Origin of the sequence: Streptomyces sp. AC602_WCS936 (assembly GCF_019049125.1) — a bacterium.
Lineage (GTDB): Bacteria > Actinomycetota > Actinomycetes > Streptomycetales > Streptomycetaceae > Streptomyces.
This window is the reverse complement of record NZ_JAGMUF010000024.1, coordinates 19,648-37,382: the sequence shown is the minus strand read 5'-3', so window position 1 is coordinate 37,382 and position 17,735 is coordinate 19,648. Positions and strand designations below refer to the sequence as shown.

The following is a 17,735-nucleotide window of genomic DNA, read 5'->3' as shown; positions in this document are numbered from 1 at the left end:
AGGTGCGGCCGGGGGGGGCGGGTCAGCCCAGGACGGCCAGCGCGTCGATCTCGATGAGGAGGCCGGCGGGCAGACCGACGTAGACGGTCGTGCGGGCGGCGGGCGGCTGGGTGAGGCCCTGCTCCTCGAAGTACGCGTTGTAGATCTCGTTCATCTCCGCGAAGTGGTCCACGTCGGTGAGGTAGACGCGGAGCATCATCACGTCGTCCCAGGAGGCGCCGCCCTCCTCCAGGATCGCCTTGACGTTGGCGAGGGTCTGGAGGGTCTGCTCGCGCAGGGTGGGGCCGGCCGGGGTGGGGGCCTTGCCGTCCTCGTGAGGGAGGAAGCCGACCTGGCCGGCGACCTGGAGGATGTTGCCCTTCTTGACGCCGTGGCTGAACTTCGCCGGAGGGACGGTGTGGGTCGCGGGGGTGAGAGCGATCTTGTCGGTCATGCGGTGACTTCCTTGACTGGGGTCCTGCCGGAGTACTCGCCGCTGATCGCGTCCGCCGTACGGCGGACCAGCGGGAGCAGGGTGAGGAGTTCGTCGGCGGTGACGACCACGTTCGGCGCGGAGACCGACATCGCGGCGACCACCCGGCCGTCGGCGCCCCGGATGGGCGCGGCGACGCAGTTGATGGACTCCTCGTGGCCACCGAGGTCGGTGGCCCAGCCCTGTTCGCGCACCTTGGCCAGCTCCGTGAGGAAGCCGTCGGCGTTGGGTGTCGAACGGGCCGTGTACAGGGGGTAGTCGAGCTTCTCGACGACGGCTCGGCGTTCGTTCTCGGGGAGGTCGGCGAGGAGCAGTTTCGCCACGGCCGCCACGGTTATGGCGACGGGCTTGCCGATCCTCGAGTACATGCGGACCGGGTAGCGGCTCTCCACCTTGTCGATGTAGAGGACCTCGTTGTCCTCGTGGACGGCGAGGTGGACGGTGTGGCCGCACTGCTCGTTGAGGCGTACGAGGTGGGGGTGGGCGATCTCGCGGACGTCGAGGTTCTCCATCGCCTCCTGGGCGAGGGCGATGAGGCGGGCGCCGAGGCGGTAGCGCTGGTCCTCCTGGCGGTAGACGAAGCCGTGTTCGTGGAGGGTGCGCAGCAGGCGCAGGGCCGTGGACTTGTGGACGCCGAGGCGGTCGGCGACCCGGCCCAGGTCGGCGGGGCCCTCGGCGAGCAGCGGCAGGATGCTCAGCGCGCGGTCGACGGTCTGGCTCATGGGGTGCGTACCTCCTCCTCGGCCCTCGCGTCGGCCTGTGTCCAGCCGGGGCCGAGTCGAAGTGTCCCCCACGCGTCGTCGTCGAGGGCGGCCAGGCGGTCGGCGTGGCCTCGGGCCGGGGGTGCGGCGAGGTCGCCGGGGACGGTGAGGGCGGCGGCGGCCATCAGGTGGCCGTGGCGCAGGCGCTCGCGCACGGGCAGGTCGCGCAGGGTGGCGGAGAGGAACCCGGCGGCGAAGGCGTCGCCCGCGCCGACGGCGGCGACGACGTCGACGGTGAGGGCGGGGACAGAGACGACCTCCGGCCCGTGGAAGGCGGTGGCGCCGCTCGCGCCCTGCTTGACGACGAGCAGCTCGGGTTCGGGCAGCGCGGCGCGCACGGCTTCCGGGCCGCCCAGTCCCCAGGCCTCGTCCTCGCCGACGAAGACGAGGTCGGCGCCCCGGGCCAGGTCGAGCAGCACCCGCGCGCCGTCGGTGTCGCCGCGCCAGAGGCCGGGGCGGTGGTTGACGTCGAAGGAGACGAGGGGGCGGCCGGGGTGGCGGGCGGTCAGTTCGCGCATCAGGTCGAGGCAGTCGGCGGAGAGCGCGGGGGTGATGCCGGAGAGGTGGAGCACGCGGCCGGAGCGGATCGCGTCGAGGTCCATGGTGCGGACGGACATCGCGGAGGCGGCGGAGCCCGCGCGGTAGTAGGCGACCTCGTGGGCGTCGGTGGCGCGGTCCCCGGCGGTGCGGAAGTAGACGCCGGTGGGACGGTCGGGGTCGCGGCGCACGGCGGAGACGTCGACCCCGTAGGCGCCGATCGCCTCGACGAGGTGGTCGCCGAAGCCGTCCGCGCCGACGCGGCTGATCCAGCGGGCGGTGTGTCCGGCGGCGGCGAGCACGCAGGCCACGTTGGACTCGGCGCCGCCGATGGCGCGGTCGAAGGAGGGGACGTCGGCGAGGCGGCCGGGTAGGGAGGGGAGGAAGGTGACCATGGACTCGCCGAGCGCGACGACGTCCACGACGTCGGGGGCGGTGCTGGTGGGTCCGGTGGCGGTCACGATGGTGGGGACTCCTCGTCGCGTCTCGCGGGCGGCGGCTCCGTTGACCCCGCGTTCGCCGAGATGTTAGACAGCAGTAAGCGATATACGCAACGGTCGTTGCAGGTGTTGCAACGCGCCTGGTACGCATCAGATCAGGGAGGCTCCATGGCCCTCGACACCGGCTCTGCCAACGGCCGCGAAGCCCTCGCCAAGCTGGGCGAGGAGCACGTCGACCACCGCTTCAAGGGCCTCCCGCCGGACGCGTACGGTCTGACCGTCGCCGAGCTGGCCGGCCAGCGCCGCAACCTCTTCACCGGCGGCTTCACCACGCCCGTGCTGGCCCTGTCCGCCGAGCGCCTGGAGCACAACCTGAAGCTCATGGAGACGTACTCCGCCCGGCACGGCCTCGCCTTCGCGCCGCACGGCAAGACCTCCATGGCCCCGCAGCTCTTCCACCGCCAGATCGAGCACGGCGCCTGGGGCATCACCCTCGCCGTTCCGCACCAGGTACGGGTGGCGCGGGCCTTCGGCATCGAGCGGATCTTCCTGGCCAACGAGCTGGTCGACGCCGCCGCCCTGCGCTGGATCTCCTCGGAGCTGGACGCCGACCCGGACTTCCGCTTCGTCTGCTACGTCGACTCCGTGCGCGGGGTCGCGCTGATGGACGCGGCGCTGACGGAGGCGGGCGCCTCCCGTCCGGTGGACGTCGTGGTCGAGCTGGCCGCCGGTGAGGGCGCGCGGACCGGCGTGCGCACCGAGGCGGAGTGCGCGGCGGTCGCCGACGCGGTGGCCGGGGCGCGGACGCTGCGGCTCGCCGGTGTCGCCGGGTACGAGGGCGAGGTACCGGACGCCGACCCCGAGAAGGTGCACGCCTGGCTGCGGCGGCTGGTCGCGCTCGCCGTCGACTTCGACAAGGCCGGGCGGTTCGGCGGGCTCGAGGACATCGTGGTGAGCGCGGGCGGCAGCGCCTGGTTCGACGCGGTGGCCGACGTGTTCGCCGAGGTCCCCGACCTGTCCCTGCCGGTGCTGAAGCTGCTGCGCTCGGGCGCGTACGTCTCCCACGACGACGGCCACTACCGCGAGCTGACCCCCTTCAACCGGGTCCCCGAGGAGGGCGCCCTGGAGCCCGCCTTCCGCCTGTGGAGCCAGGTCGTCTCCCGCCCCTCCCCCGAGCAGGCGTTCACCAACGCGGGCAAGCGGGACGCGGCCTACGACCTCCATCTGCCCTTCGCCCAGGTCGTGCGCCCCGCGGACGGCGGCCCGGAGCGCCCGGCGACCGGCATCGAGGTGACCGGCCTGTCCGACCAGCACGCCTGGCTGCGCACCACCCCGGACGCGGAGCTGGAGGTGGGCGACTGGCTCGGGACCGGCCTGTCGCACCCCTGCACGTCCTTCGACAAGTGGCAGCTCATCCCGGTCGCCGAGGCGGACGGGACGGTCGTCGACTACATCCGCACGTTCTTCTAGAGGAGCCGGGAGAAGCTGGACATGGAAGAGCTGGTCATCAGGGACGCGGACGTCGTCGACGGCTCCGGCGCGGACGCGTACCGCGCGGACGTCGTGGTCGACGGCGGCCGGATCGTCTCCATCGTCAAGGAGGCGGCGGCCGCCGGCTGCCAGCGCCCCAAGGCACGCCGCGAGCTGGACGCCGAGGGCCTGGTCCTGGCCCCCGGCTTCATCGACATGCACGCCCACAGCGACCTGGCGCTGCTGCGGGACCCCGACCACAGCGCCAAGGCCGCGCAGGGCGTCACCCTGGAGGTCATCGGCCAGGACGGGCTGTCGTACGCGCCGGTCGACGACCGCACCCTCGGCGAGGTGCGCCGCGCGATCGCCGGGTGGAACGGTCCCGGCGACGACGTCGACTTCGACTGGCGGTCGGTCGGCGAGTACCTGGACCGGCTCGACCGGGGCATCGCCGTGAACGCCGCCTACCTGATCCCGCAGGGCACGGTGCGTGCCCTCGCGGTCGGCTGGGACGACCGGGAGGCGACCGACGCCGAGCTGGAGCACATGCGGCGGCTGGTCGCCGAGGGCATGGAGCAGGGCGCGGTCGGCATGTCGTCGGGGCTGACGTACACACCGGGCATGTACGCGAAGGACGCGGAGCTGACCGAGCTGTGCCGGGTGGTGGCGTCGTACGGCGGCTACTACTGCCCGCACCACCGCTCGTACGGGGCCGGTGCGCTCCAGGCGTACGAGGAGATGGTGGAGCTGACGCGGGAGGCGGACTGCCCCCTCCACCTCGCCCACGCCACCATGAACTTCGGCGTCAACAAGGGCAAGGCGCCCGAGCTGCTGACGCTGCTGGACGGCGCGCTCGCCGCCGGCGCCGACATCACGCTCGACACGTACCCGTACACCCCCGGCTGCACGACCCTCGTGGCGCTGCTGCCGAGCTGGGCCAGCGAGGGCGGCCCGGACCAGATCATGAAGCGGCTGGCGGACGACGACACCGCCGAGCGCATCCGCCACCACATGGAGGAGATCGGCTCCGACGGCTCCCACGGCGTGCCCATGGAGTGGGAGACGATCGAGATCTCCGGCACGGGCGACCCGGCGCTGGCGGAGTACGTCGGCCGTACGGTCCTGGAGTCGGCGCAGCTGCGCGGCGAGAGTCCCTGGACGGTCGCCCGGCACCTGCTGCTCGCCGACCGGCTGGCGCCGACCATCCTCCAGCACGTCGGCCACGAGGAGAACGTCCGCGCGATCATGCGGCACCGCGTGCACACCGGCGGCTCGGACGGCATCCTCCAGGGCGCCAAACCGCACCCGCGCGCCTACGGCACCTTCCCGCACTACCTCGGGCACTACGTCCGCGAGCTGGGCGTGCTGTCACTGGAGGAGTGCGTCGCGCACCTCACCTCCCGCGCGGCGGCCCGGCTGCGGCTGCCGGACCGGGGGCTGGTGCGTGAGGGGTACCGGGCCGACCTGGTGCTCTTCGACCCGGCGACGGTCGCGGCGGGCAGCACGTACGAGAACCCGCGCGTGCTGCCGACGGGCATCCCGTACGTGCTGGTCGACGGGCGGTTCGTGATGGAGGACGGGCGGCGCACGGATGTGCTGGCGGGGCGGTCGGTGCGGCGCACTCCCCGGTAGCGCAGCCCGCGCGGAGTGACGAAACCCACCCAAAGCACCCGTCTCAAGTGGCGGATAACACCACCCATGGAACGTGACCGGGCCGTAAGCTCGCGCACATGCAGGTGATCCAGTCGACGAAGCTCGCCAACGTCTGTTACGAGATCCGGGGCCCGGTGCTCGAGGAGGCGATGCGGCTGGAGGCGGCCGGTCACCGCATCCTGAAGCTGAACACCGGCAACCCGGCCGCCTTCGGGTTCGAGTGCCCGCCGGAGATCCTGGAGGACATCCTCCGGAACGTGTCGACGGCCCACGGCTACGGCGACGCGAAGGGCCTGCTGGCGGCGCGCCGGGCCGTGGTCATGCACAACCAGACCCTCGGCATCGAGACGGACGTCGAGCACGTCTTCATCGGCAACGGCGTCTCCGAACTGATCGTGATGGCGATGCAGGGCCTGCTGGACGACGGGGACGAGGTCCTCGTCCCGGCGCCCGACTACCCGCTGTGGACGGCCGCCGTGTCCCTCTCCGGCGGCACGGCGGTGCACTACCGCTGCGACGAGCAGTCCGACTGGATGCCCGACCTCGCGGACGTCGAGCGGAAGATCACCGACCGCACCAAGGCACTCGTGATCATCAACCCGAACAACCCGACGGGCGCGGTCTACGACGAGGCGATGGTGCGCGCGCTGACCGACATCGCCCGCCGCCACAACCTCCTGGTCTGCTCCGACGAGATCTACGACAAGATCCTGTACGACGAGGCCACGCACACCCCGACCGCCGCGGTCGCCCCGGACCTGCTCACCCTCACCTTCAACGGCATGTCGAAGGCATACCGGGTGGCCGGCTACCGCGTCGGCTGGATGTCGATCTCCGGGCCGCGCGCGCACGCCGAGTCCTACATCGAGGGCCTGACGGTCCTGGCCAACATGCGGCTGTGCGCCAACATGCCGGGTCAGCACGGCGTGGTCGCCGCGCTCAGCGGGCGGCAGACCATCAACGAGCTGGTACTGCCGGGCGGGCGGCTGCGGGAGCAGCGGGACGCCGCGCACGAGGCGCTGACCAGCATCCCGGGCGTGACGTGCGTGAAGCCGAAGGGCGCGCTGTACCTCTTCCCACGGCTGGACCCCAAGGTCTTCAAGATCAAGGACGACCGGCGGATGGTCCTGGACCTGCTGCGCCAGGAGAAGATCATGGTCGTCCAGGGCACCGGCTTCAACTGGCCCGAGCCCGACCACTTCCGGGTGGTGACCCTGCCGACGGCGAGCGACCTGCGCGAGGCGGTGGGGCGGATCGGGAACTTCCTGGACGGGTACGGCCAGCCCTGAGCCAATCTCCGACGACCGTCAACTTTAGATTGAATCCAATGTAGGATAGTTTCCTGAAGCACTCAGGAGGCCGTCCCATGTACGAACCGATCCGCACCAAGTCGGTCCACAGCACGATGGCCGGCGACACCTCGGACTTCCCCCACCGGTCCCGGGAGGAAGAGCTGGACATCCAGCTCGCGGGCCATCTCGCGGCACTGCTCGCCGTCACGGACGAGCTGCGCACGCTGGCGCCCGACACCGACCTGGACACCGCCGCCGACCGGCTCGCCGAGCAGGTGGCCCGGCTGCGGGGAGGCCAGGCGCCGGTCCGCGTGCCGGTGACCGCGGCCCGCCCCTCGCCCCACCTGGCGGCCCTGCACCGCCGGGCGCACACCCTGGCGGGCCGCGCCCTGGTGGTTGCGGCCTCCCGCGCCGACACGGCGGTCGCGATCCTGACCGCCGAGCGCATGGACGCGCACGCGGCGGCCCTCGAACCGCGCGAACTCGCGTCCCACTGAGCCCTCCGGGCTCCCCCTACGGCCCCGGCCCGCGCGCACCCGCAGCGACGTGCGGGCCGGGTGCCATTCACTGCGTTGGCCTTGGCTGGGTCGCGACGGCGCCGTGGGGGCGGCTGGCGGTTGGCGGCTTTCCGTTTTCGGTGGTTGCTCGCGCAGTTCCCCGCGCCCCTGGCGGGGCGCGGATTTCACCGGCGTGTCGAAATGCTGAAGGGCCGGGTCGTCCGCACGCCTTTGTGCGGTGACCCGGCCCGAGCGGGACCTCTCCGTGCTCCGGGTACTGCTGAGCTACTGGAGCGCGGGGAGGTCCCCTCGCGGCCGGCCTTCGTGACGACTTCGCGGGTCAGGGCTAGTCGGACCGGCCGCGGAGACTGCGGGGGACGTCAGCCCAGGCGCTGCACCAGCGACCGGTACTGGTCCCACAGCTCGGCGGGCGTGTGGTCGCCGAAGGTGTTCAGGTGCTCGGGGACGAGCGCCGCCTCCTCGCGCCACACCTCCTTATCGACGCTGAGCAGGAACTCCAGGTCGGCGTCGGCGAGGTCGAGACCGTCGGTGTCCAGGGACTCCTTGGTCGGCAGCACGCCGATCGGGGTCTCGACGCCGTCCGCCTTGCCCTCCAGGCGCTCCACGATCCACTTCAGGACGCGGCCGTTCTCACCGAAGCCGGGCCAGACGAACTTGCCCTCGTCGTCCTTGCGGAACCAGTTGACGTAGTAGATCTTGGGCAGCTTGGACTGGTCCTTGTCCTTGGCCACGTCGACCCAGTGACCCATGTAGTCGCCCATGTTGTAGCCGCAGAACGGCAGCATGGCAAACGGGTCGCGGCGCAGCTCGCCGACCTTGCCCTCGGCGGCGGCGGTCTTCTCGGAGGCCACGTTGGCGCCGAGGAAGACGCCGTGGTTCCAGTCGAAGGACTCGGTGACCAGCGGTACGGCGGTGGCGCGGCGCCCGCCGAAGAGGATCGCCGAGATCGGCACGCCCCTGGGGTCCTCCCACTCCGGCGCGATGATCGGGCACTGCGCGGCGGGGGTGGTGAAGCGGGCGTTGGGGTGCGCGGCGGGCGTACCGGACTCCGGCGTCCAGTCGTTGCCCTTCCAGTCCGTCAGGTGGGCGGGCGTCTCCTCGGTCATGCCCTCCCACCACACGTCGTTGTCGTCGGTGAGGGCGACGTTGGTGAAGACCGAGTTGCCCCACAGGGTCTTCATCGCGTTGGCGTTGGTGTGCTCACCGGTGCCGGGCGCGACGCCGAAGAAACCGGCCTCGGGGTTGATGGCGTACAGGCGGCCGTCCTCGCCGAAGCGCATCCAGGCGATGTCGTCGCCGATGGTCTCCACGGTCCAGCCGGAGATCGTGGGCTCCAGCATGGCGAGGTTGGTCTTGCCGCAGGCCGACGGGAAGGCGGCGGCGACGTACTTGGGCTCGCCGGTGGGCGGGGTCAGCTTCAGCACCAGCATGTGCTCGGCGAGCCAGCCCTCGTCGCGGGCCATGACGGAGGCGATGCGCAGGGCGTAGCACTTCTTGCCGAGCAGGGCGTTGCCGCCGTAGCCGGAGCCGTAGGACCAGATTTCGCGGTCCTCGGGGAAGTGCGAGATGTACTTGGTGCTGTTGCAGGGCCACGGGACGTCCGTCTGGCCCTGCTCCAGCGGGGCGCCGAGGGTGTGCACGGCCTTGACGAAGAAGCCCTCGTCGCCCAGCTCGTCCAGGACCGGCTGTCCCATGCGGGTCATGGTGCGCATGGAGACGGCGACGTACGCGGAGTCGGTGATCTCGACGCCGAGCGCGGACAGCGGGGAGCCGAGGGGTCCCATGCAGAAGGGCACGACGTACATGGTCCGGCCGCGCATGGAGCCGCGGAACAGGCCGCCCTCGCCGCCCGTGCCACGGAAGATCTCCCGCATCTCGGCGGGGTCCTTCCAGTGGTTGGTCGGGCCGGCGTCCTCCTCCTTCGCGGAGCAGATGAAGGTCCGGTCCTCGACGCGCGCGACGTCGGAGGGGTCGGAGGCCGCGTAGTACGAGTTGGGGCGCTTGATCGGGTCGAGCTTGCGGAAGGTGCCCTTCTCCACGAGCTCCCCGCACAGGCGCTCGTACTCGGCCTCGGTTCCGTCACACCAGACCACTTCGTCCGGCTGGGTCAGTTCGGCGATCTCGTTCACCCACGAGATCAGCTCCTGGTGGTTGGTGGGGACGGGGGGAGCAGCGATGTCGCGCGCCACGATTGCTCCTAAATGAGGGGTTTTTTGTTTGGGGGCCCCGTGGGGGCTGCGACCCGGATGCGTGACGTTGTCCTCTTGGGCGCTCATCCGGTGTCGACCGCACTCATTTGATCATCCGACGTGAGCGCCCATCTGTCCAGAGGGCGTCACACCTGAGCGGCGTGAGGATCGCCACGTGCCCGCATCGGGGATTTTGGGGGGATGCGCGGCCGGGTACCCCGTGAGACGATGACCACTCACGAACGTCGAGCCTCCGTACTGATACGTAACTTACGGTCCCGTAGGTACGATGCGCCCATGACTGCGTCCGTCCCCGACGCGCCCGATGACACGCCGGCCGCCGGCCGCGGTCCCGTGGCGCTCTCCCTGCCGCATCCGGTCAAGCCCAAGCTGCGCGGCTGGCTGCATCTCGGCATGTTCCCGGCCGTGCTGGTGGCGGGCCTGGTGCTCACCGCCCTCGCCGAGACGCCAGAAGGTCGCATCGCCTGCGGGATCTACGTCCTCACCGCCTGCCTGCTGTTCGGCGTCAGCGCGCTCTACCACCGGGGCAACTGGAGCCCGCGCATGGACGGCGTCCTGCGCCGACTCGACCACGCGAACATCTTCCTGATCATCGCGGGCACCTACACGCCCCTGACGATGCTGCTGCTGCCCGAGGCCAAGGGCCAGTGGCTGCTGTGGGGCATCTGGGCGGCCGCCGCGGCCGGCATCCTCTTCCGCGTCTTCTGGGTCGGCGCCCCACGCTGGCTCTACACCCCCTGCTACCTCGCCATGGGCTGGGCGGCCGTCTTCTACCTCCCCGAGTTCATGCGGACCGGCGGCATCGCCGTCCTGGTCCTGGTGATCGTGGGCGGTCTGCTCTACAGCGCGGGCGGCGTCATCTACGGCATCAAGCGCCCCAACCCCTCACCCCGCTGGTTCGGCTTCCACGAGGTCTTCCACTCCTTCACGCTGGCCGCCTTCATCGCGCACTACGTGGGGATCTCGCTGGTCGCGTACTAGATGGCATCCTGACCGCGTGAACGGACCCGAGATCCAAGTCGAATTCGCCCCCGAACTGCACCTGTTCGTCCCCCGGGCCCGCCCCACCGGCGCCACCCGCGCCGCCACCGACGGCGTCTCCACCCTCGGCCACGTCGTCGAGTCCCTCGGCGTCCCGCTGACCGAGGTTGGCACGCTCCTCGTCGACGGCCGTGAGGTGGCGCCCGGACACGTGCCGGCCGGCGGCGAGTCGGTGAGCGTGCGTGCCGTCGAGCGCCCGCAGCGGGTGCCGGGCGCTCCCCTGCGCTTTCTGCTCGACGTGCACCTGGGCACCCTCGCCCGCCGGCTGCGGCTGCTCGGCGTGGACACGTCCTACGAGTCCACCGACCTCGGCGACCCGGCGCTCGCCGCGCTGTCGGCGGCCGAGAAGCGGGTCATGCTCAGCCGCGACCGGGGCCTGCTGCGCCGCCGCTAGCTGTGGGCCGGCGGTTATGTCTACAGCACCCGGCCCGAGGACCAGCTCCGCGAGGTGCTGGACCGGTTCCGGCCCGAACTGCGCCCGTGGACGCGGTGCACCGCCTGCAACGGGCTGCTGAGGCAGGCCACGAAGGACGAGGTGGCCGACCAGCTCAAGGGCGGCACCCAGCGGTCGTACGACGTGTTCGCGCAGTGCCGGGAGTGCGGGCGGGCGTACTGGAAGGGCGCGCACCACGATCAGCTGGAGGCCATCGTGGAGCGCGCCCTGGCCGAGTCGCGGCGCGAGCCTTAGCGCTTGCCGCGCACGTCGCCCTTTCCGCAGGCCAAGCCGTCGCGGTTGCGGTCCAGCTTCAGCGGGTCGTCCTTGCCGTTGACCTTCAGGCGGCCGTAGTCGTGCTCCTTCAGCCAGGTGCAGCGGTCGGCCGTCGTCGCCTTCACCTCCTCGGGGAAGGCGGTCGGCACGCAGACGTTGGCGGAGCCGTAGTGCCGGTCGCAGCCGGAGACGGTGGGGCTGACCGGCTGGGAGGCGCGCTTGTCGCCGGGCCCGGTCACCTTGCCCTTCGGGGCGTCGGCGAAGGAGTGGACGTGGGCGGAGGCGTCCTTGGTGCTGAGCGCCTGCGGGCCGTCGAGGTGCACCCACTCCGCCACCGAGGGCACGCCGTTCGCGTCGACCGCGAAGAGCATGTACCAGCCGGGCGGGGCCAGGTTGGGGTTGCTGGTCACGTTCAGGTCGACGTTGTTGCCGTCGACGGACAGCGGCAGGTCCACGAAGCGCTGGTTCGGGTCGGAGGAGTGGGTGACGGCGGCGGGGCGGATCAGCTCGGCCTTGGCGATCGGCCGGTCGACGGTGATCCGCTGGGTGTCGCCGTAGTTCCACTCGGTGTCGATGACCGAGGTGATCGTCGGACGCTCGCCCTTGAGCAGGTAGGGCGGGGTGTAGATCGACACGTCGTGGTTCCAGGAGCCGTTGCCCGGGTTGTCGCCGGTGGTCATCACGCGGCCGTCGGGGAGGAGGAAGGCCGAGGAATGGTAGCCGCGGGCCTCCGGGTCGGTGGCGACCTGGTCGAAGGTCTCCGTCTCCGGGTCGAAGATCGACGTCTCGTAGACCGGGTTGGCCCGGTTGTGCAGGGCGCCGCCGGTCTCCAGGACCTTGCCGTCGGGCAACAGCACCGCGGAGACGTACATCTTGCCCTGGTCACCGGTCTGCGGGACGGGACCGTTGCCCAGGTCGACGGTGCCCTGCGGGAGCGGCGGCCCGGCGACGTACGTCGGGTTGGGCTGCTTGAGGTCGATGATGTCGGTGAGGCGGTTGGCGTCCGGGTTGGAGTCGATGTTGCCGCCGCCGATGGTCAGCACCTTCTGGTCCTGCGCCGGGGGCAGCAGCACGCTCATCGACTGGTCCCGCTCGTCCTTGCGCTGGAGGCCCGGCACCTGGGTGATGGTGTTGGCCTCGTAGTCGTAGATCGCCGAGCCGGTGCCGGGGATGTTGTTGCCGAAGACGTGGCTGCCGGAGTAGAAGAGGCGGCCGTCCTGCATGAGGATCATCGACGGGTACAGGCCCCAGTACGACCAGGTCTGGTTGACCTGCCAGGTCGGCAGCCACTTCTGCTGCTCGTCCGACCACAGGTCCGCCGTCACCGAGCCGGTGGAGTCCTCGCGCAGGCCGCCGAAGGAGATGACGTCGCCGTTGCCGAGGATGGTCGCCGACGGGTACCAGTGGCCGTCGTTCATGTCGTTGGTCTTGAGGTAGGTCTCGGTCTCCGGGTCGAAGATGTACGAGTCCTTGTAGCCCTGGTAGCCGATCGTGCCGTCCGCCGACGGGTAGCCGGCGTTGCCGCTCATGACGAGGACGCGGCCGTCCTTGAGCTGGACGTGCCCGGCGCAGAACATGTCCTTGGGCGTCGGGATCGTCTTGTAGTCGCCGGTCTGCGGGTCGTAGACCGCCGAGGTGAAGGTGCCCGCCTCGAACATCTCCGGGTCGTTGCCGGAGCCCGCGATCAGCAGCACCTTGCCGTTGTGCAGGACGACGGAGTGCATGGAGCGGACCGGGTTCTTGGTGGGCAGCACGTCCCAGCGGCCGTTGGCGCACTCCTCGGCGGTGGCCGTGCAGTCCGGGTCCGGGACCGGGTCGGCGACCTGCTCCATCGTGTAGTCGTCGGTGGTCACCGAGCCGGTGCCGTAGACGGAGACGCCCCAGCTGATGCGGTCGGTGCCGGCCGGGACCTCGGGGGTGCGGACGCCGGCCTCGGTCCAGCCGGCCGCCATGTCCAGCGTCTTGAGGTCGGTCCAGTACTGCCAGCCCGCGGTGGCGTCGTGCCGGAAGAGGGTGAGGGAGGCGTCCGGGGTCGTCGACTTGTACCAGAGGGACAGGTCGTACTGCTTGCCCTCCGTCACCACCGGCGCGCACTCGGCGGACTCGGTGATCAGGGCCTTGCGGTCGCCGTCGGTCCGGCGGGTCAGCTCGACCTTCATGGCCTTGGTGCCGGAGTGGGCGTCGGCGACCGTCTCGAAGGTGAAGTCGTTGTCGCCCCAGCCGGACTTCTCCCAGCAGTACGGCATGTCGCCGGTGCCGGCGGTCTCGAAGCCGGGGTTGGTGATCAGGTTGGCGGCGGAGGCGGACTGCGGCGCGGTCAGGAGGAGGCCGCCGGTGAGGGCGGACACCGCCAGGAGGGCGGAGGTCCGGCGCCCGGGGGCCCGGCGGGGCATTCTTCGCGTTCTGCTTCTCATGCGTCGCTCCTTGCTGTGCGGGCCGTACGGCGTCGGCGCGGGAGATACACGAGCGCCTCCGTCCCGGCGAAGCGCAGGACGAAGGTGATGACGAGGGCCAGCGCGGTGGCCGGCAGCACCGCCAGCCCGAACTGGCCGACGAGCAGGGCGATGAGCGGGATGCGCAGCACCAGGTCGGCGTTGGCGATCAGCGCGAACCGCGCGGTCCGGTCGGCCCAGTGCCGGTGCCGGCGCCGGTCGCGGAAGAGCAGCCGCTCCAGGAGCAGGAAGTTCCAGGCCACGCCGAACTGGTTGGCGGCTATCTCGGCCGGCAGGTAGTGCACGCCCGCCTCGGTGAGCGCCCACAGGGCGGCCAGGTTCGGTATGAAGCCGCTCAGCCCGATCAGCCCGAAGACGACCATGCGGGCCAGCGGCGAGGCGGTGCGCAGTCCGGCCAGGTGGCGCAGGAAGCGCACGCCCTCCTGCGCCGTGGACTTGGACTCGCCCGCGTACCGCTCCTCGAAGACGAAGGGCACCTCGGTGACCGTCTGGGGGCGGCTGCGGACGGCCAGCTCCAGGAGGATCTTGTAGCCGAGCGGCTTGAGCACGTCGGCGGAGACCTCGCTGCGGCGGATGGCGAAGAAGCCGCTCATCGGGTCGCTGATGCCGTGCAGGCGGCGCGGGAAGAGCGCCTTGGTCAGCCAGGTCGCCGCACGCGAGACGGCGATCCGGTAGCTGCCCGCGAGCCCGGCGCGGCTGCCGCCCTTGACGTAGCGGGAGGCGACGACGAGCCCGGCGTTGGCCCGTTCGCCGGTGGCGACCAGCTCCGGCACCAGGGACGGCGGGTGCTGGCAGTCGCCGTCCATGACGACGATCCAGTCCGACCCCGCCGCCCGCATGCCCTCGACGACGGCGCCGCCGAGCCCGCCGGAGGGTTCGTCGCGGTGCAGGACGGTGACCGGGAAGGGGCAGTCGGGGGCCGCCGCGCGGATCACGTCCGGGGTGTCGTCGGTGGAGTCGTCCACGAAGACGACCTCGCAGGGCAGCCGCGCGGGCACCGATTCGGTGATCAGGTCCAGCAGCCGCCGTACGTTCCCGGACTCGTTGAAGGTCGGTACGACGATGGTGACGGCGCCCGGCTCGGGCACCTCCGAGGCGTCTACGGCCGGATTCCCCAGCTCGCCGGGGACGGTGGACTCGTGGCTCATCGGGCGGCTCCGGAGGGCTGGACGCGGCGGATCTCGATACGGTCCGCACCGGTGCCGAAGACGGCGACCGGAGCCGAGTGGTTCATGGCGGCCTTCACGTTGGGCAGGTCGACCGCGTCGCGCCGCACCGTCGGGGAGGCGACCACGTAGTCGATGTCCCGCCAGCCGCCCGGCATCGTCTCGGTGACGGCCGGGTCGAGGTCGGCCTTGTAGAACCAGATGACGCCGAGCCCGGGTTCGTACCCGGCGTGCACGAGGTCCAGCCAGAGCGCGTCGTCCACGAGGACGCGGGTGTCCTCCGGGTTCTCCACCTCGGTCGCCATCCAGTCGGCGGCGGCCTCGTAGGGGGCGTTGGCGTCGGCGGTGACGGCGGTGCGGTCGCCGTCGTACCAGCGGGGTACGACGTAGGCGCCGGCGGCGAGCACCAGGACCGCGGCGAGCGCGTACCGGCCGAGGGTGACGCCCCGTTTCTCGGCCTGGGTGCGCCATCTGCGCAGCACGGCGTGGGCGACGCTCGCCGCGCCGCCGGCCAGCACCAGGGCGAGGTAGGGCAGGGCCTGGATGACGTACATGGCGGGCAGGTAGCCGGTGGGGCGCAGGGCGAGGGCGGCGAGGATCGCGACGGTGAGGGCGGGGCCGGCCAGGGCGCGGGCGGTGACCGACCAGCGCCAGGTGGCGAGCAGCAGCAGCGCGCCCGCGAGCCCGCCGAGCGGGAGGACCCGGTCGTAGTACAGCCAGGACTGGAGGACGCCCCACGAGCCGGAGCCCTCGTCGAGGATGAAGCCGGAGCCGGGGCGGGTGAGCTGGTACTCGATGCCCTCCCACAACGACACGTGCCCGGCGCCCGGCAGCAGCTCGCCCTTGAGCAGGGCGAACAGGGGGTACGAGAACCCGATGAGCGCGCAGGCCGTGACGGCGCCGGTCAGCGCGAACTTGCGGGTGTCCTGGTGGCTGTGGCGCCAGGCGGTGACGAACAGGGCGGGCAGGACGACGAGCATCGTCTCCTTGGTGAGCACGGCCGTGGCGGCGGCGATGCCCGCGCCGAAGTGGTGCCACAGGTGCTTGCTCGGGGAGGCGGCCAGCGCGAAGGCCAGCAGCGTCCACATCACCGCGAGGTTGTCGAGGAAGATCTCCCGCTGGAGGACCACCGACAGCGGGGAGAGGCCGAAGAGGGCCATGGCCAGTCCGGCCGCCCAGCGGGGCAGGGACATGCGGCGGGCGATGACGTAGACGAGGACGGCGGAGACGGCGCTGATCAGCAGCATCACGCCGCGCATGGTGCCGACGGTCATCGACTCCGGGCTGAGGAGCGCGGGTATCCAGGTCAGCACGGCTATCTGGATCCAGCCCAGCGGCGGATGGTCGTACCAGTAGGTGTAGTGGGCCAGGCCCTCGCCCTGCTGGACGGCCCAGGCCTGGGCGAGGTAGGTGCCCTCGTCGTCGCTGAGGGTCGGGTAGGCGGAGATGTTCCAGCCCTGCACGAGCATGATCGCGACGAGGAGCGTGCCGCCGAGCAGGAGGTCGGGGCGCGAGGAGCGGAGCCGGCCCGGTGGCGTGGCTCTTCGGGCGGGCGGGTCGGTGTCGTGGGCAGGCCGGCGCTGCGCGGGGACCTGGGTGCCGGTCGCCGCGGGGAGGGTGGAGGTCACGCGGGAACGTCCTCTCGGTCCACCGGCGCGAGATGGGCGCCGACATGGCTGGTCAGCTCCCAGTCGGTGCGGCCGCGTTGCTCGCGCCACACGGCGCGTACGGCGGCCCCGGCGAGGAGGACCTGGTAGAAGGGGCCGCCGACGATCAGCTTCACGTAGTGCGTGAAGCGGACGCGCAGGCCGTACTGCTTGCCGAAGTCGTGCAGGCCGACGACCTCGAAGACGAAGGTGACCAGGGCGGTGACGGCCGGCAGGAAGGTCACGAAGGCGATGCCGACGGGCACGTCCAGCAGGAGCGCGATGGCCGCGTTGAGCGGGATGATCACGCCGGTGAAAGCCTGGAAGAACGGCGTCATCAGGGTGTAGCGGGCCAGCAGCCGCTGGGTGAAGGTGGGCAGCTGCTTCCAGTCCTTCTTCCGGTACACCTGGAGGAATCCCTGGTTCCAGCGGGTGCGCTGCTTCAGCAGGGAGACCAGCGAGCCCGGAGTCTCCTCGCGGGTGACCATGTCGGAGTCGTAGGCGACGACGACCTTCTTGCCGATGCTGGAGAGCCGGACGCCGAGGTCGCAGTCCTCGGCGAGGCACTCGGGGTCCCAGCCGTCGGCCGCCCGCAGCACGTCCGTGCGGACGAAGACGGTGTTGCCGCCGAGCGGGATGAACCCCTTCTGCGCGTGCAGATGCAGCCGCGAGCGGAACCAGAAGAAGTACTCCAGGCAGTTGCGCAGGCTGTACCAGCTGGAGTGGAAGTTGATCAGCTGGACGCCGCCCTGCACGACGTCGGCGCCGGTGGTGCGGAAGGCGTGGTCGACGTGGGCGAGCAGCTCGGGGTGGACCTGGTCCTCGGCGTCGAAGACCCCGACGACGTCGCCGCGGCAGTGCGGCAGCGCCGTGTTCATGGCCTTCGGCTTGTTCTTCTTCTCATGGGTGTCGACGACGACCCGCACGCGCGGATCACGGTCGGCGGCCCGCTCGGCGACCGCGGTGGTCTCCGGATCGTCGTGCCCGACGATCACGATGATCTCGAAGTCGGTGTGGGACGAGGTCAGCAGCCGCTGGATGGTGTGGTCCAGCACCGCCTGCTCGTGCCGCGCGGGCAGGAGCAGCGAGAACGACACGTGCTCGTCCCCGTCCGGCGGGCTGAACCGGGTGGAGGCGAGAACCTCCGGCGTACGCCAGGCGTGCATCTGCCACCACAGCGTGAACGCCGCCATCCAGAAGAGCGCCAGTGAAACGGCAGCGATGAACACGGACGTCAGCAAAAGATCCCCCCAGATCCTTGAACTCCCCCTGCCGCGGCGGCGCGCCCGATCCCGGGCGACCACTCCGCCGCGTCACGGTGAAGAGGCTAAGGGCAATCTGTGAAACACATAAGGTGGTTGGGTGAA

The 17,735-nt window shown here is 71.1% G+C and carries 13 protein-coding genes and 1 pseudogene; 6 read left to right on the top strand and 8 right to left on the bottom strand.

What is annotated here, in order from left to right:
• Nucleotides 1-22: 22 nt before the first annotated feature.
• The 3 genes from KUM03_RS11580 to KUM03_RS11570 are packed head-to-tail and all read right to left on the bottom strand — an operon-like array spanning nt 23 to nt 2,231.
• Nucleotides 23-433, bottom strand: coding sequence for a RidA family protein (locus KUM03_RS11580; protein ID WP_073724669.1), 411 nt, complete (start codon nt 431-433; stop codon nt 23-25).
• Nucleotides 430-1,194 (bottom strand): IclR family transcriptional regulator, encoded by a 765-nt coding sequence (locus KUM03_RS11575; protein ID WP_217246950.1) that lies wholly within the window; start codon nt 1,192-1,194, stop codon nt 430-432. Before KUM03_RS11575 ends, KUM03_RS11580 begins: the two co-directional genes overlap by 4 nt.
• The gene (locus KUM03_RS11570; RefSeq protein ID WP_217246949.1) at nt 1,191-2,231 is read right to left on the bottom strand and encodes a sugar kinase; all 1,041 of its coding nucleotides are present in this window, start codon (nt 2,229-2,231) and stop codon (nt 1,191-1,193) included. Before KUM03_RS11570 ends, KUM03_RS11575 begins: the two co-directional genes overlap by 4 nt.
• Nucleotides 2,232-2,378: 147 nt before the next feature.
• Between KUM03_RS11570 and KUM03_RS11565 the strand changes: the two genes are divergently transcribed.
• The 4 genes from KUM03_RS11565 (at nt 2,379) to KUM03_RS11550 (ending at nt 7,122) form a co-directional block, all read left to right on the top strand.
• The gene (locus KUM03_RS11565) at nt 2,379-3,680 is read left to right on the top strand and encodes an amino acid deaminase (RefSeq protein WP_217246948.1); all 1,302 of its coding nucleotides are present in this window, start codon (nt 2,379-2,381) and stop codon (nt 3,678-3,680) included.
• Between the two features lie 21 nt (nt 3,681-3,701).
• Entirely contained in the window at nt 3,702-5,312 is a 1,611-nt protein-coding gene (locus KUM03_RS11560) for an amidohydrolase family protein (protein ID WP_217246947.1), read from the top strand.
• 98 nt (nt 5,313-5,410) lie between these two features.
• Nucleotides 5,411-6,622, top strand: a complete 1,212-nt coding sequence (locus KUM03_RS11555; protein ID WP_073724679.1) for a pyridoxal phosphate-dependent aminotransferase — start codon at nt 5,411-5,413, stop codon at nt 6,620-6,622.
• Nucleotides 6,623-6,699: 77 nt separating this feature from the next.
• Complete coding sequence (locus KUM03_RS11550) at nt 6,700-7,122, top strand: hypothetical protein (RefSeq protein WP_217246946.1); 423 nt, start codon at nt 6,700-6,702, stop codon at nt 7,120-7,122.
• A 380-nt stretch (nt 7,123-7,502) separates the two neighbouring features.
• Here KUM03_RS11550 and KUM03_RS11545 read toward each other — a convergent pair whose 3' ends face one another.
• Nucleotides 7,503-9,332, bottom strand: coding sequence for a phosphoenolpyruvate carboxykinase (GTP) (locus tag KUM03_RS11545; RefSeq protein WP_217246945.1), 1,830 nt, complete (start codon nt 9,330-9,332; stop codon nt 7,503-7,505).
• Nucleotides 9,333-9,629: 297 nt separating this feature from the next.
• Between KUM03_RS11545 and KUM03_RS11540 the strand changes: the two genes are divergently transcribed.
• Both KUM03_RS11540 and KUM03_RS11535 read left to right on the top strand, forming a co-directional pair.
• Complete coding sequence (locus KUM03_RS11540; protein ID WP_217246944.1) at nt 9,630-10,334, top strand: hemolysin III family protein; 705 nt, start codon at nt 9,630-9,632, stop codon at nt 10,332-10,334.
• Between the two features lie 16 nt (nt 10,335-10,350).
• Nucleotides 10,351-11,082, top strand: a pseudogene (locus tag KUM03_RS11535) (Mut7-C RNAse domain-containing protein).
• Here KUM03_RS11535 and KUM03_RS11530 read toward each other — a convergent pair.
• Genes KUM03_RS11530 through KUM03_RS11515 form a run of 4 tightly spaced genes read right to left on the bottom strand, consistent with a single transcriptional unit; the run spans nt 11,079 to nt 17,609 of the window.
• Nucleotides 11,079-13,496: a galactose oxidase-like domain-containing protein gene (locus KUM03_RS11530; protein ID WP_217246961.1), complete on the bottom strand. Its 2,418-nt coding sequence runs from the start codon at nt 13,494-13,496 to the stop codon at nt 11,079-11,081. The pseudogene KUM03_RS11535 and the gene KUM03_RS11530 overlap by 4 nt on opposite strands.
• 17 nt (nt 13,497-13,513) lie before the next feature.
• On the bottom strand, nt 13,514-14,704 hold the full coding sequence (locus KUM03_RS11525) for a glycosyltransferase (RefSeq protein WP_217246943.1): 1,191 nt from the start codon (nt 14,702-14,704) through the stop codon (nt 13,514-13,516).
• Nucleotides 14,701-16,350 (bottom strand): glycosyltransferase family 39 protein, encoded by a 1,650-nt coding sequence (locus KUM03_RS11520; RefSeq protein ID WP_217246942.1) that lies wholly within the window; start codon nt 16,348-16,350, stop codon nt 14,701-14,703. The genes KUM03_RS11525 and KUM03_RS11520 overlap by 4 nt, the downstream gene beginning before the upstream one ends.
• Complete coding sequence (locus tag KUM03_RS11515) at nt 16,347-17,609, bottom strand: glycosyltransferase (protein ID WP_217246941.1); 1,263 nt, start codon at nt 17,607-17,609, stop codon at nt 16,347-16,349. Before KUM03_RS11515 ends, KUM03_RS11520 begins: the two co-directional genes overlap by 4 nt.
• Nucleotides 17,610-17,735 lie beyond the last annotated feature (126 nt).

Excerpts from the sequence above, each read along its gene's own strand:
- KUM03_RS11555 (WP_073724679.1), top strand. The coding sequence starts at position 5,411 with ATGCAGGTGATCCAGTCGACGAAGCTCGCCAACGTCTGTTACGAGATC.
- KUM03_RS11525 (WP_217246943.1), bottom strand. The coding sequence starts at position 14,704 with ATGAGCCACGAGTCCACCGTCCCCGGCGAGCTGGGGAATCCGGCCGTA.
- KUM03_RS11540 (WP_217246944.1), top strand. The coding sequence starts at position 9,630 with ATGACTGCGTCCGTCCCCGACGCGCCCGATGACACGCCGGCCGCCGGC.
- KUM03_RS11565 (WP_217246948.1), top strand. The coding sequence starts at position 2,379 with ATGGCCCTCGACACCGGCTCTGCCAACGGCCGCGAAGCCCTCGCCAAG.
- KUM03_RS11580 (WP_073724669.1), bottom strand. The coding sequence starts at position 433 with ATGACCGACAAGATCGCTCTCACCCCCGCGACCCACACCGTCCCTCCG.
- KUM03_RS11575 (WP_217246950.1), bottom strand. The coding sequence starts at position 1,194 with ATGAGCCAGACCGTCGACCGCGCGCTGAGCATCCTGCCGCTGCTCGCC.
- KUM03_RS11560 (WP_217246947.1), top strand. The coding sequence starts at position 3,702 with ATGGAAGAGCTGGTCATCAGGGACGCGGACGTCGTCGACGGCTCCGGC.
- KUM03_RS11530 (WP_217246961.1), bottom strand. The coding sequence starts at position 13,496 with ATGCCCCGCCGGGCCCCCGGGCGCCGGACCTCCGCCCTCCTGGCGGTG.
- KUM03_RS11550 (WP_217246946.1), top strand. The coding sequence starts at position 6,700 with ATGTACGAACCGATCCGCACCAAGTCGGTCCACAGCACGATGGCCGGC.